This window comes from Thiocapsa roseopersicina (genome assembly GCF_900106925.1).
GTDB classification, from domain to species: Bacteria; Pseudomonadota; Gammaproteobacteria; order Chromatiales; family Chromatiaceae; genus Thiocapsa; species Thiocapsa roseopersicina.
Map to the genome: position 1 here is coordinate 1 of NZ_FNNZ01000032.1, position 13,820 is coordinate 13,820.

At 67.2% G+C, this 13,820-nt stretch carries 7 protein-coding genes; 4 read left to right on the plus strand and 3 right to left on the minus strand.

Going from position 1 to position 13,820, the window contains the following annotated elements:
• Positions 1–73: 73 nt before the first annotated feature.
• The gene (locus BLV04_RS21380) at positions 74–883 is read right to left on the minus strand and encodes a hypothetical protein (RefSeq protein WP_175534744.1); all 810 of its coding nucleotides are present in this window, start codon (positions 881–883) and stop codon (positions 74–76) included.
• A gap of 99 nt (positions 884–982) precedes the next feature.
• Entirely contained in the window at positions 983–2,944 is a 1,962-nt protein-coding gene (locus BLV04_RS21385; RefSeq protein ID WP_093037412.1) for a hypothetical protein, read from the minus strand.
• A gap of 220 nt (positions 2,945–3,164) precedes the next feature.
• On the opposite strand from BLV04_RS21385, the gene BLV04_RS21390 reads away from it, so the two are divergent.
• Positions 3,165–8,123, plus strand: a complete 4,959-nt coding sequence (locus tag BLV04_RS21390; RefSeq protein ID WP_093037416.1) for an nSTAND1 domain-containing NTPase — start codon at positions 3,165–3,167, stop codon at positions 8,121–8,123.
• Positions 8,124–8,403: 280 nt separating this feature from the next.
• Here the strand turns inward: BLV04_RS21390 and BLV04_RS21395 are convergent, their stop codons facing one another.
• The gene (locus tag BLV04_RS21395; RefSeq protein ID WP_093037502.1) at positions 8,404–8,727 is read right to left on the minus strand and encodes a sel1 repeat family protein; all 324 of its coding nucleotides are present in this window, start codon (positions 8,725–8,727) and stop codon (positions 8,404–8,406) included.
• A 238-nt stretch (positions 8,728–8,965) separates the two neighbouring features.
• Between BLV04_RS21395 and BLV04_RS21400 the strand changes: the two genes are divergently transcribed.
• The 3 genes from BLV04_RS21400 (at position 8,966) to BLV04_RS21410 (ending at position 13,742) form a co-directional block, all read left to right on the plus strand.
• Positions 8,966–10,210 carry a DUF1015 domain-containing protein gene (locus BLV04_RS21400; protein ID WP_093037419.1) on the plus strand — a complete coding sequence of 415 codons (1,245 nt, stop codon included), beginning with the start codon at positions 8,966–8,968 and terminating at the stop codon, positions 10,208–10,210.
• A gap of 195 nt (positions 10,211–10,405) precedes the next feature.
• The gene (locus tag BLV04_RS21405; RefSeq protein ID WP_093037422.1) at positions 10,406–12,619 is read left to right on the plus strand and encodes a RelA/SpoT family protein; all 2,214 of its coding nucleotides are present in this window, start codon (positions 10,406–10,408) and stop codon (positions 12,617–12,619) included.
• 1 nt (position 12,620) lies between these two features.
• Positions 12,621–13,742 (plus strand): phosphotransferase enzyme family protein, encoded by a 1,122-nt coding sequence (locus tag BLV04_RS21410; RefSeq protein ID WP_093037425.1) that lies wholly within the window; start codon positions 12,621–12,623, stop codon positions 13,740–13,742.
• Positions 13,743–13,820: the final 78 nt, after the last annotated feature.

A 13,820-nucleotide genomic window follows, 5' to 3' on the forward strand; every position in this document is an offset into this window, starting at 1 on the left:
GCCCACACCCCGGCCGCGCGAGACCGGGGGAGCGCTTCGCCGACCCCTATCACGCAACTTGATCGCGAAACCATCAAAATCGCTGACCGCACTCACTCAGCATCGGCGTGAGGATGGTCACGGCCAAACCGCCGACCCAGGGCACGATGCTGACCAGGATCAGGATGATGTAAAACAGCACTACCGCACCGATCCATGCACCCGGTTGTGCCTTGAACAGTTGCCATGCGTCGGTGATCCACCGCCAACCTTGTCCGACAGGCCGTGATTGCGGTGCCTGCAGAGCGTCCTCCTCGTCCTCGGTGCGCGGCGGCGTCAAATCGGCTCGAGGCGGCGCATAGGGGTTGTCGACGCGGCTCGCCGGGCTCGGCCGACTCATCCCTCGGTTGGCAAGGTAGCGTTCAACGACCACTCCGCAGGCCTGACAGATGCCGGTGAGCTCGGAGACGGCGTCGGCGCCGCACTTCGGGCAGCGTGTTGGAGCTCCGTCGGGGCCACTTTCGGGACGGGCGTCGCCGGTTGGCCGACCGTTCCCTTGTCGCCTGTCGCCGGGCCGAGACGATGCCTCGGCGCCGATGCGCTGCGATGTCGGCTGGGCAGGAGCCGCGTCCGGTCTGCTGTCCGCGAGTGCAGGCGCGGTGTTTGTCGTGGATTCAGGCTCGATGGCCACCTTCAGTCCGATGGTGCTCAGGGCATCCCGATAGCGCTGAGCCTCGCCGCTCGTCAAGCTGTGCTTCAATACTCGGCCGGATCCGCCGAGGATCAGATCCCGCGCGGTTTCCTCCTGAAGCTTGAACTTGGCCGCCAGCCGCGGCACCACGTCCTGCAACGCATGGCCGGGCATCAGCTCGCCGGCGTAGAGGATCCGATAGCGTCCTTCCATCGTGGTTCTCCTGAATGGTAGTGGTACGGAAGCGGCTCGGCCAACCCATGTCGAACAGACCGCCGTACGGACAGGAAGCCGGCCGCCCGTGCAGCTCGCTTAAGCGGTCAGGCGCCTCAGCCAGGCGAGTATGCCCGGCTCGGCTGCCCAGACGTCGCGCATCGCCTCGCGGTACATCCACGCCTGGTCGTCGCCGCCGGGGAGGCTGTCGGGCGGAGTGAAGCGCGGACGTTTGATGCGCTTGCGGGTCAGATACTGCGGGATTCTCGGCAAGCGGTTGACGGCGGTCGTCAGGACCAGGCGTGCCCTGTCCTGTCGCCCGAGGCGGTACAGCGCCAGCACCTCCCCGTAGGCGAGATCCGCCAGCCCATCATTCGGAAAGCGTCGGGCCAACGCCAGGGCGAGCTCGTCCTTGCCGTCGCGTAGATAGTGATTCATGAGCTCCGCGCGCACGCCGTGGTTGTCCCGCGGGTTGAGTCGCAGTAGGGTCTCGAGCGTTCGCGCCGCACCGTTCGGCTCGTCTTCGTCGATCTGGCAGAGATATTGTCGGAAGAGCAGCCGCAACGCCGGGCGATTGGGGGGCGCAGACCAGGGAATATGTTGCGGAGCGTCTTCAGGCAGCACTTGATCCAGAATGCTTCGCGCGCGCTCGAGGAGCGGACGCAACAGGAGATGGGAAATCCACGGCAATGCGCTCTCGGGATGCAGGTAGAGGGCGGTCGCGAGATCGTCCAGTATCTCCAGGCTGTCGGCGAGTGCGGGGTTCGCCTGCAGGTGATCGAGCCAGTCGGGGGTCGACCAGAGGTCGACGTCCTCGTCGGGAACGAGCCGGGTCGAATCGGGTTTTGCCCACGGAAAGACCGACTTCCAGTCCGTTTCGAGGTGGCGCACCGCAGCCGGGGCGCGCAGTCGCGTCGGGTTGGGCCCGTATCGCGAGAGGCCGAGGTCCGTGTCTTCGTCGGCGCTGTCCGGCACCGGGGCGTCGAGGTCGTCGAACAGCGTAAGCTGACCCGGCAGCCACCCGGGTGCATGGACATTCAGCGGCTCCAGGCGATAAACGGGCAACGGACGTGGCTGAATCAGGGTGATCCAGTCGTGAAGATCGAGCAGGACCGGATCCAGCGCATCCGAGTGGCTGTCCACGAGCGCTTCCTGCGGATCCTCGACGGCACGGTTGAGAAAATCCAAGACACCGGGATGCGTGAACCCGATCTGACGAAATCGGAAGAGCCAGAAGCGGGCGCGCTCGCGGGCGATCCAATCCTTGTGCTGGGCCGCAAGTAGCGTGATCTCGAGGATCGCCGTGCCGGGATTGTCCGGGTCGCTTCGCAATGCGGCCGTGAAGGCGGCATCGGCCTCGGCGAAATCGCCGTCGTCGATCGCCATGGTGCAGCGCCGCTGCCAGGCGGCGGCCCGCAAGGGGCGGCTGCCCTCGTCGCAGATCCGCGCGAGGAACGTCTCCTTCTTACGCCCGTGGCCGAGGCGATCGTAGGCATCGCAGAGGATGTCGATCGACGGCTCGAACTCACCGTCGAGCTCGTCGAGCGATCCCGCAAACAGGGGTTCCAGAAGCGCCGCCGCGCGCTTGGGACGATCCTGCGTGAGCCAGCGATCGGCGATGCGGGCAAGGAGGGGCTCGGGAACCGCGTGCAGATCGAGCGCTTCGCGCAGTCCGTGCTCGGGCAGCTCGTCGAGCAGGATTTCCCAAACCAAATCGCTCGACAGCTCCGGCACCTCGTCGATCGCACCGCAGCACTCGCCGTAGGGGCTACCGGAGCCGCAGGAGCAAGGCTCCTCGGAGGGGTGGGGGGTCATCAACCGAGTCTGGAAGGCGTAGGTCGGTTGCGGGGTTGCGTTCCAGATCGCCGTTCCGAGGAGATTGGCGAGTCGCCGCCGCTCGACCTCGTCGAGCTCCGTCCCGGACAACCCGAGCATCTCCGGGAGATGAACGCGCGCCCAAGCGAGGAAGGTGTCGGGATCCGGGGCGAGCAGGATCTGTCGCACTGAACGCTGAATCACCTCTTCGAAGCGTTCGGTATCGGCCATGTCGTGGTCCAGCATCGCGATCTCCTCCGTCGGATGGAGGCAGTTTGGGGATGCGCCCGCCGGCGCTGAATCTGTCTCGGGGCGGGTCCTACATGATTTGATTGTAAACCCTCTCGGGCCGGCTGTGTCGATGACCTGAAACAGTTGAATGCGCCAACGGCGGGCAGCCATTCCGGTTCCGAAAAACTCATCCGCCCCGAGTATAGTTGCGGCATGTCCGCTCCCGATCACCCCCATGACTGAGCACAAGGTCAGAATCTTCGTTTCCTCGCCGTCCGATCTGGAGCATGAGCGTGCCCTGGTGAAGGATGTGATCGAGGCGTTGGCCCAGGAATATCTCCCCTATTTCAGCCTCCAAGCCGTTCTTTGGGAGGAGGAGGCACTGACGGCCGCGCAGAGTTTTCAGGCCGGACTCCTGCGTCCTTCCGAATGCGAGATCGTGCTGGTCATGCTCTGGACACGGCTCGGCACACCGCTCGCGGAGGATCCCTACGAGGGTATGACCGGGACCGAGTGGGAGTTCGTCGACGCGGTGCGGGAGTCGGCCCGCACGGGCACTCCCGAGGTCTTGGTCTACAAGAAGACCGCGCCGCGCATGGTGGACGTCAACAATGCCGAGGCGACCCGCGAGGCGCTCGCCGACCGGCATCGGCTCGAAGAGTTCTTCCGCACCCACTTCTTCAATCCGGACGGCAGCTTCAGCCGCGCCTTCAGGCAGTTCGGCAACGACCGCAGCTTCCGCGAGCTGCTCGAGACGCAACTGCGCAAGCTCCTGAACCGACGCATCAGCGCGGAGCGGCGCCTGGCCTCCGACGCAGGCGACTGGCGCGGGAGTCCCTTCCGCGCCGGTGCGCCGTTCGAGCTGGTCGACGACCGCGTCTTTACGGGCCGCGAGACCGAGACGCGCGAGCTGGTGACGCGCCTGGAGGCGCTGCAAGGGGCCGGGCGCGGACTGCTCCTGTTGAGCGGTCCGAGCGGGGTGGGCAAGAGCTCCCTGATCCGCGCCGGGCTGCTGCCGCGTCTGATCCGGCCCTTTCTCTTTCCCGGTATAGCCGGATGTCGCTGGGGTTTCGTGGATCTCGAGGATCGCGACCCGATCGAGGCCCTGGCCGTCGCCCTCGCCGCGCCCGGTCTGCTGGGGCCTGCGCTGGACGGCTTCGGGCTCGATGTCGCTCGCTTGACGCGATTGCTGGTCAGCGAGCCCGGCGTCGCCGCCGATCAGCTTCTGGCCGCGCTCGCACAGTTGGCCGATGATCCGGCGAGCAGAAGCGACGCCGCGAACGGGCGTTTACAGCTCGCGGTCATCGTCGATCCGCTCGATCGGCTGTTTACCGAGGCGATGCGGGCGGCATCCAGAACCCGTGCCTTCGTCAAGGCATTGGCCTTGCTCGCCGCCCGAGACGGCGTCTGGGTGATCTCCTCGCTGCGCAGCGACTACCTGCGCCACCTCGGCGAGATGCCCGAGCTCGCGGCGCTCCTGGACGAGCAGAGCTGGTTTCGCCTGGAGCCGCCGCCCGCGGCGCGGATCAGGCAGGTGATCGAGATCCCCGCGCGCGTCGCCGGCATTGAATACGAGGGGATGGCCGGCGGTGGACGCGGCCTGGTCGAGGCGCTGGAGTCGGAGGCGAGCCTGCTCGAGCACTGGCCGGCCGTTCTGGAGCCCTTGCTGGATGAGCTCTACCAACGCGCGCGAGAGGGCTCCGGCGATGCGGAATCCAATCGGAATCCGCCCCTGAGCGTCGCCGATTATCGCCGGGTCGGCGGACTCTCCGGCTCACTGCTGCGCCGTGCGGAGGCCCTCTGGGACGGGTTGGATCCAGATGTCCGGGATGCGCTGCCGGTGCTCTGCCGCGGCCTGATCGCCCTCGAGGGCGGAGGTGCGTCCGTGCTCGTTGCACGTCGCGGCGACCTGCGCACCCTGACCCATCAGCCGGCGGTCGGCAGGCTCGTCGAGTCGCTGATCGAGGCTCGCCTGCTGGTCGCCGAGGGTGTGGCCGATCCCTCGGCACGACTCGGCTGCACGCAGGAGGCGCCGCGCCTCATGGACGATCTGCGGCGCATCATGATCCAGACCGGCGAGGAATGGCGCGAGCGCCTGCGCAGCAGGCACGGCACCGCCGGGCGCGATGTGTCGGTGCCGTCGGAGGGCGACATCGAGGTCGCCCCGGATCCCGCCATCATGGCACCGGACGTGGAGCACGGCGAGGATCCCGACGCGGTGCCGGTCCTGCACTGGGAGGACTACATTGCGCTCGCGAGCTTTATCCATCCGGCCCTGTTCGAGCAGTGGTCGCCGATCCGCGAATGGGTCGCGGACCCGAGCAACCGCCGCGATCTGATCCTGCGCTATCAGATCTCCCGCCAGGCGCGTCTGTGGAGGCGCACCGACTGCAATCGCGAATATCTGCTCGGAGAGGCCGGCTTTGCCGCGGCGCGGCGCTTCGCGGATACCTACGGCGAGGAGCTTGAGCCCTTGGAGCGCGAGCTTCTCGAGCACTCGCATCAGCACCTGGTGCTGCAGCGACGGCGCAACCGGTGGGCCCGTCTCCTCGGCCTGACCCTGGCCGCACTCCTGGTCCTCGCCACCGGGGCGGCCTTCTGGGCTTGGGACGCCTCGCGCGAGGCCACCCTGAACCTTCAGCGAAGCCTGCTCAAGGCGGCCGATCTCGCGGTGCGGCAGGGCAACACGCCCGAGGCCGTGCGACTCGCCCTGAATGCCGGTCCCTATCTGCCCGAAGCGGCGACCGAGACCCTGAGTCGCGCCTTCACCACGAACCGCATGATCGCGATGGTCCAGTCCGCGGCGACGGCGGGCGACCAGCCGCTGCCTCCGGCGTTTCGAGACGACGGCGAGCGCCTGATCACTCAATCGCGGGGCGAAGGTGCCCAGCTGTGGGCACTGCGCGGGCAGAGCTACCAGCCCGAAGCCCGCCTGTCCGGTCCGGAGACGCCGATCCATGCGGTACGCTTCGTCGGCAGCGGCGAGCCGCAGACCATCCTGGGGATCGGCGAAGCCGGTGTCTGGCGGCTCCCGGCCGAGCCCGGTCGGCCTCCGGACTGGAGTTGCGGTGCGCGCCCGGACAGCCCGGTCGCGCTGGACCGAGACGGCCGCTTTCTCGCCCTCTCCCACGGTGCGCCGCAGGACCGCTATGCCGTCTGTCTCCTGGACCTTAGCCGCCCGGGTCCGCCGCTCTGGGATGTGCCGATGCACACCAGCGAGGTGCGCAGCATTGCCTTCGCGCCCGACGGGGAGCTGCTCGTTACTGCCTCGCGCGACGGCGCCGCGAGGGTGCTCGAGACCCGCACGGGAATCGAACGGGTGGTCCTGCCGACCAGCGGCTCGCTCGGCCGACCGGCCAACGATGCCCGGTTCGACCCGGCGGGTCGGCGGATCGCCGTAGCCTCCGCCGACGAGCGGATCCGCGTCTACGACCTCGACGGCAGCGAGCTTGCCGAGCTTGGCGTGATCGAGCGCGACGGCCGGCGGATTCGTATCCACAAGTCCGCGGTGCGCGAGGCGGTGTTCTCGCCGGGCGGGCAATATCTGATCGCCGGAGACGACGCGGGACAGGTGGTGCGCTGGGATCTCGAGAGCAGCCACGCCGAGGTGCTCGGGCATCACGACCTGAGCGTGGAGCACGTACGGGTGTCGCCGGGCATGGACGACGAGGATCGCGAGCCACTCGTCCTCAGCGCCTCTCTCGACAAGACCGCGCGCCTCTGGGGTCTGCTCTCCGGCAAGGAGGTGGCGGTCTTCAGTCATGATGCGGCGGTCACGGACGCGCGCTTCAGCGCCGATGGCCGTCGCGTCCTCAGCTACTCGGATCCGGACGGCTCGGCGCGACTCTGGTCGGTCAAACCCACCGAGACCCTGGCCTTCCATCTCCCGAGCGACGACCATGTCTGGCATCTGGCGATGGCCGAGACGCCTGCAGCGCTGGACGCGGGAGCGGCGGACGCAGGGACTACTGAGTCGGCTGCGGGGGCGGGATCGGTCATGCTGGCCACCGCCGCCTTTGACGGAAGGGTCGAGGTTTGGCAGTACGATCGTCGCGACGATGCCCCCCCGCCGGTCCGGATCTGGACCCTGAGGGGGCATGAGGGGCGGGTGCGCCGGGTCGCCTTCTCGTCCTCGGCGGACCGGCTGGCAAGCGCAGGTCACGACGGCACTGCCTGGGTCTGGGATCTGCAGACCGGCGGTGGCTGCCGCCTGGCGGTCGCCGCCGACGGTGCACCCTGCAGCCCGGATGGCGGGCGCACGTGTCCGAACGTCCATCAGGCCCTGTTCGCCCCCGACGGGCGGTGGCTTCTGACGACATCGAGCGATCTCTCCGAGGCGGTACGCTTTTGGGATCCGCTGGCCTGCGCGCCGCTGGACGGTGCACCCGGCTGGGGCGAGGGCGGAAGCGGCGTTCAGGCCGCGGCGGTCTCCGAGGGCTTGGATGGATCGACACTGGTCGCGACCGGCGACGACGGCGGGGCTGTCCGGGTCATGCGGATGGACAGCACCGGCAGCTGGGCGCCGGTGTGCGCCGCACAATGGCATACGGACGTGGTGACGGACGCCGCCTTTTCCCCGGATGGTCGGTGGCTCGCGACCTCGAGCGAGGACGGCAGCGCCGCCCTGGTGGGGCTGACCGAAAGCGGCTGCGCATCCCCCCGGTATCTGGAGCCCCAGGCCGGCATCCTCTACAGCGTCGCGTTTGCACCGGACAGTCAGGCGCTCGTCACCGCTTCATTGAACGCGAAGGCACAGGTCTGGGCCCTGGACGGCTCCCTGCTCGCGGATCTCGTCGGGCACAAGGATCGGATCTACGCCGCCAAGTTCAGTCCGGACGGACGCTGGATCCTGACCGCCTCGCGCGACGGTGCGGTGCGCATTTGGATGCGTCCGACGCGTCCGAACCCTCTGCCGGAAGAGTCGTTTTTGACACTCGATGGAGCCCTCGGCGGGGTTGCCTACGCGGACTTCAGCCCCGACGGACATACCATCGGCGCTGCCTACTGGGAGAACGCCACCCTGCTATGGCGCCTCTGGACCGAAGAGACCGCGCCGGACCGCCGCCTCGAGGCGATTTGGGGCCAGGACCGCGCGCGCCTTGCCCTGATCCGCGAGGCCGTGCGCTTCAAGACGGAGAACCGGCTCGACCGGCGCGAGCGCGAGATATCGGATGCGGCACCTTCGATCGAGTAGGCTCGGCGCTCGGCGCGGCGCGATCGACCGGAGTCGGTTCAACCTAGATCCGGCAGTTGACCGCTTCGTGCTTCATTCAAGGTCTCGACGGCCTTGACGATCGCGCTCGTCTGACGGCTCACCGGCCGGGTGAAGGCCGCTACGGCCCTTGGAGCACGCCCCGCGCGGCGCCCGACTGCGTTGCAACTCGTTGGCGTAGAACCACTACGCCGCCTCGTCGCGCCTTGCCGGACACCGCGCGGGACGCACTCCAGGGGCCGTTCAACTGCCGGATCTAGGTTCAATGCTGCGATGCGGGGGCCGAGTGGGTCGCGCGATGTGCGACTGCCAGCTCCTTCGCCGCGTCGAACTCGGCATCGGTCATCTGGCTGCCGATGATGTTGCGTAACTGATCGGCGTCCGTGTCGCCTTGCGCGATGGCCAGTGACAACCAAAAATGCGCGCGGGCGAGATCGATCTCGACCCCCCGCCCCTCGGCATAGATGAGGCCCATCGCATACTGGGCGTCCATCTCTCCGCGCTCCGCGGCTTCGCGAACGCGTGCGACCTTCGACGGGTCGTTGCGCAGCAGGATCAGGTCTTTGAGGTAGTTGCTGTCGGCCATGCTGTCGATTCTGGTTCGTGGGTGCAGGATCCGCATGAGTATAGAGCAGCTTTTTCGCCCTCGCGTCCGGCCCCGACCCGCCCGACTCGGCTTCGCACGGCCCGGGTCTGCAGGTCGCGCGGCGGCTCGACACGTCGGATTTGGCCGAGGCGCGATCCGAGCTGATACCATTGGAGTGCGGACACCGACGTTCCGAACGCCATCCATCCAGTCTCGACGCCACCGACGGTGAGTCTCCATGCCCCTGATCAAACCTTTTGCGGCGCTCCGGCCGGCCCCCGCGCATGCCGCGGACGTGGCCGCCCCGCCCTACGACGTGATGAGTGCTGCGGAGGCACGTCGGATGGTCGAAGGGCGCCCTTGGAGCTTTCTGCACATCTCGCGCCCCGAGGTCGATCTGCCCGAGGGTACCGATCCCTACAGCCCGCCGGTCTATGCCAAGGCACGCGAGAATCTCGATCGGATGCTGCGAGAGGGTCTGTTGGTGCGCGACGCGTCGCCCGGCTACTACCTCTATCGTCTGACGATGGGCGCGCATCGCCAGACCGGTCTGGTGGCCGCCGCCTCGATCGACGCCTACGACCGGGATCGGATCAAGCGCCATGAGCTCACGCGCCCCGTCAAGGAGGACGACAGGGTGCGCCAGATCGACGCGCTGAATGCCCAGACGGGACCTGTGCTACTCGCCTGCCGGGCGCGACCGGACATCGATGCCCTGCTCGCCGGTCTCGTCGCCGGCCCCGCCGAGACGGACGTCACCGCGCCCGACGGGATTCGCCATGAGCTTTGGCCGATCATGGACGAGAGCTCGATCGCCGAGCTGACCGCCGCCTTCGAGGGCCTGGACGCACTCTACATCGCCGACGGCCACCACCGCTGCGCCGCGGCCTCGCGCGTCGCCGCCATGCGCCGTGCCGCGAATCCCGGTCATACCGGGGCCGAGCCCTACAACTTCATGCTCGCCGTGATCTTCCCGCACGATCAGATGCGGATCCTGGACTACAACCGCGTGATCAAAGACCTGCATGGTCATAGCGTCGAGACCCTCATGCAGCGTCTCTGCGTCGCGTTCGAGATCGAGGGCGCACCGGGTCCGGTCGCTCCCGAGCGTCCCGGCGAATTCGGAATGTACCTTGCCGGTCACTGGTATCGGCTGGCGCTCGATCCGGGGCGGATTCCCTACGACGACCCCGTCGGGCGGCTCGATGTCAGCTTGCTCCAAGACAACCTGATCTGCCCGATCCTCGGCATTCAGGACCCGCGGCGCGATGACCGAATCGACTTCGTCGGCGGCATCCGTGGCCTGGAGGCGCTGTCGGCGCGGGTCGACTCGGGCGAGATGGCGGTAGCCTTCGCGCTTCACCCGACGCGGATGGAAGACCTGATGGCGGTTGCCGATGCCGGCGAGGTGATGCCGCCGAAATCGACCTGGTTCGAGCCGAAGCTGGCGGACGGACTGGCGAGTCATCTGCTGGCGGATTGATCCCGCGACGGCCCTCGCGGCACAAGGCTCCCAAAGACGCGCCTCGGACCTTCCTGTCGGCGGCGCTTCGAATCGGCCTCGAAGGCCAAGCCCGCGCGTTGTCTTGAACACCTTCGCGCCTTTGCGGTTCAAACCCCCGGGTTTCGCGGTCGAACCTTCAAGACCGACCGCCGCTACCGAGAGTCTCTCCACGCCATGGTCAAACCCACCTACAACCTCCCCGAGTCGCATTGCGACGACGACGAGGCAATCCGTCACTGGCTCGACGGGTTGGCAAGCCATTATCCGACCGAGGAGCTCAAGCAGATCGCCGGCGCCTGCGCGGCGCTGACCCGTTGTCGCGGCGACCGGCGTATCGAGACCGGCGAGACCCACGTGCGTCACGTGCTCTCGACGGCCGACATCCTGGTGCGTCTGCGCATGGACTTCGAGACCCTGATCGCAGCCTTGCTCAACGGCTGTCTGGATCAGGGCGACCTCACCGAAGCGCAGCTCGAAGACCGCTTCGGCCCGGGGATTGCGCGGATGGTCGGAGATCTCGCCCGCATCGGCCAGATCGCCAACGTCGACGCCATCATCGCCGCCAAGGATCAGGACGAGCACGAGGAGAACCTGCGCCGCCTGCTGCTCGGCATCGCCGAGGACGTGCGGGTGGTGCTGGTGGTGCTCGCCGAGCGTGTCCACCTGATGCGGGCCATCAAGGACCTGGAGCCGGAGCGCCGCGCCAAGATCGCGCGCGATACCCAGCGCATCTATGCCCCGCTCGCCAACCGGCTGGGCATCTGGCAGGTGAAGTGGGAGCTTGAAGACCTGAGCCTGCGCTATCTCAAGCCCGACGAGTACAAACGCATTGCCAAGCTCTTGGCCGAGCGCCGCGAGGAGCGCGAGGACTACATCGCGACGGTCATCCAGACCCTGTACGACAAGTTCGGCGAAGCCGGCATCCAAGCCGAGATCACCGGCCGCCCGAAACACATCTACAGCATCTGGCGCAAGATGCAGCGCAAGGAGGTCGAGATCGCTGAGATCTTCGACCTCCGTGCGGTGCGCATCCTGGTCGGCTCGGTCGCGGACTGCTACGCCGCGCTCGGGCTGGTGCACGGACTCTGGAAGCACATCCCCAAGGAGTTCGACGACTACATTGCCACGCCCAAGGGCAACATGTATCGGTCGCTCCACACCGCCGTGGTCGGGCCGGAGGACAAGCCCCTCGAGGTCCAGATCCGCACCCACGAGATGCACCAGCATGCCGAGTTCGGTGTCGCCGCCCACTGGGCCTACAAGGAGGCCAAGGGCCATGATGCCGAGTTCCAGCGACGCGTCATCTGGATGCGCAACTGGCTCGAGCTGAAAAACGAAGGCGACGAGACCGGCGGCTTCCTCGAACGCTTCAAGGCCGAGTTCGAGCCGATCCACATCTATGTGCTGACCCCGCAGTCCAAGGTCATCGAGCTGCCCAAGGGGTCCACCGCACTCGACTTCGCCTACGCCATCCACTCGGAGGTCGGCAATCGCTGCCGCGGCGCACGCATCAACGGGCGGATCGTCCCGCTGAACTACGAGCTGCGCAGCGGCGAGACGGTCGAGATCCTGACCCAGAAGAACGCCTCGCCCAGCCGCGATTGGTTGAGCCCGCACCACGGCTATCTGACGACGGCGCGCGCCCGCAACCGGGTCCGCCAATGGTTCAAGCAGCTCGATCACGATCAGCATCTGCAGGGCGGCCGCGTCACGCTGGAGCGCGAGCTGAGCCGACTGGGCATCACGGAGAAGCCCAACCTGGAAGAGCTCGCGATCCGCTTCAACTTCAAGCGAGGCGATGATCTGCTGGCCGCGATCGGGCGCGGCGATCTGTCGGTCGGACAGGTCGCGCGTCAGGTCGGGGAGCGCAAGACCGAGGAGATCAAGGAGATCGAGCCCAAGCTCCGTCAGCCGCACAAGCCGCGGTTGGAGGGTGCAACCGATGTCGTGGTGGAGGGCGTCGACGACCTCATGACCCATCTCGCCCCCTGCTGTAAGCCGGTCCCCTACGACCCCATCGTCGGTTTCGTCACCCGCGGGCGCGGGGTCACCATCCATCGCAAGGACTGCAGCAACCTCAAGAACCTGCCGCCGGCGGAGGCCGAGCGCCTCATCGAGGTGCGCTGGGCGGATCAACCTGCCGATGCCGGCTATTCGGTGGACGTGCTGGTGATCGCCGCGGATCGTAAAGGTCTGCTGCGCGATGTGTCCTCGGTGCTCTCCGACGACGACGTGGACGTGCTCGGCGTCAACACCCATTCGGAGCGCTCCACGGATACGGCGGCGATGCGCTTCACCCTGGAAGTCAAGAACATGGCGCACCTGGAGAAGATCCTGGCGAAGCTGCAGCAGATCCCGGATGTCCTGGACGTACGGCGGTCCTACTGAGATGCCTGGTGGAGAGATCGACGAGACGCCACAGGCGCCGACGCACGTATCGCTCGGGAGCATCGTCGAGGCGTTCGAGATCGCCTCGCCGGTCGAGACGATCGAGCCTTACGGGCGCGGGCTCATCAACGATACCTTTCGCGTCTCGGCCGGCGGAACGCGCTACGTGCTCCAGCGGATCAACGGCGCGGTCTTTCCCGATCCGTTGCGGATCATGTGTAACATCCAGGTGCTCGATCGACAGGCGCGGCAGCAGCCCGATCTTGGATTCCGGGTTCCGGCGCTGATTGCCACCCGTAAGGGCGAGGCGGGTCTGCGCGCGTCGGACGGGAACGTCTGGCGTCTCATGACGCTGATCGAGGATGCCGTCGGCCTGCCCGGCATCGAGGATCCCGAACAGGCCTGCGAGATCGGCAGGCTCCTGGGTCGCTTCCATACCTTGCTGCAATCGCTGCCCGCCGAGGCACTGAGCGTCACGCTACCCGGATTCCACGAGACGCCGGCCTATCTCGCCCGCTTCCTGTCGGTTTTGGCGCGAGTGGAGGGCGCCCGAAACGATCCGCAGATCGAGACCTGCGTCCGCTTCGCGCTCGACCGCCAAGCGCTCGCGACCCGGCTCGCCGATGCGCGCGACCGAGGCGAGATCCCCGTGCGCGTTATCCACGGCGACCCCAAGCTCGACAACATCCTGTTCGATCGCGACAGCGGGCGTGCACTCGCCCTGATCGACCTCGACACCCTGCAGCCCGGCCTCATCCTGCACGACATCGGCGACTGTCTGCGCTCCTGCTGCAATCGCAGCGGCGAGTCCGCCGACGGGCGCACCCGGGTCGCGTTCGATCTCGCCGTCGCCGAGCCGATCCTCCGCGCCTATGCCGAGCAGACGCGCGCTTGGCTGAGCCCGGAAGAGATCGCCCTGATCCCCGAGGCGATCCGTCTCATGCCCTTCGAGCTCGGCCTGCGATTCCTGACCGACCACCTCGAAGGCGACCGTTATTTCAAGGTCGCGGAGCCAGGCGAGAACCTGCGCAAGGCGGGGATCCAGTTCGCGTTGGTCACGGACATCGAAGTCAAGGTCGAAGACATCAATACGATGGTCACCCGCTGTTTTCAAACCCCGTAGGTTGTGCCGAGCGAGAGCGAGGCACAACCAAACGCCGGTGGTTGTTGTGCTTCCTATCGTCAGCACAACCTACGCGCC

Excerpts from the sequence above, each read along its gene's own strand:
- BLV04_RS21410 (WP_093037425.1), top strand. The coding sequence starts at position 12,621 with ATGCCTGGTGGAGAGATCGACGAGACGCCACAGGCGCCGACGCACGTA.
- BLV04_RS21405 (WP_093037422.1), top strand. The coding sequence starts at position 10,406 with ATGGTCAAACCCACCTACAACCTCCCCGAGTCGCATTGCGACGACGAC.
- BLV04_RS21385 (WP_093037412.1), bottom strand. The coding sequence starts at position 2,944 with ATGCTGGACCACGACATGGCCGATACCGAACGCTTCGAAGAGGTGATT.
- BLV04_RS21390 (WP_093037416.1), top strand. The coding sequence starts at position 3,165 with ATGACTGAGCACAAGGTCAGAATCTTCGTTTCCTCGCCGTCCGATCTG.
- BLV04_RS21400 (WP_093037419.1), top strand. The coding sequence starts at position 8,966 with ATGCCCCTGATCAAACCTTTTGCGGCGCTCCGGCCGGCCCCCGCGCAT.
- BLV04_RS21380 (WP_175534744.1), bottom strand. The coding sequence starts at position 883 with ATGGAAGGACGCTATCGGATCCTCTACGCCGGCGAGCTGATGCCCGGC.
- BLV04_RS21395 (WP_093037502.1), bottom strand. The coding sequence starts at position 8,727 with ATGGCCGACAGCAACTACCTCAAAGACCTGATCCTGCTGCGCAACGAC.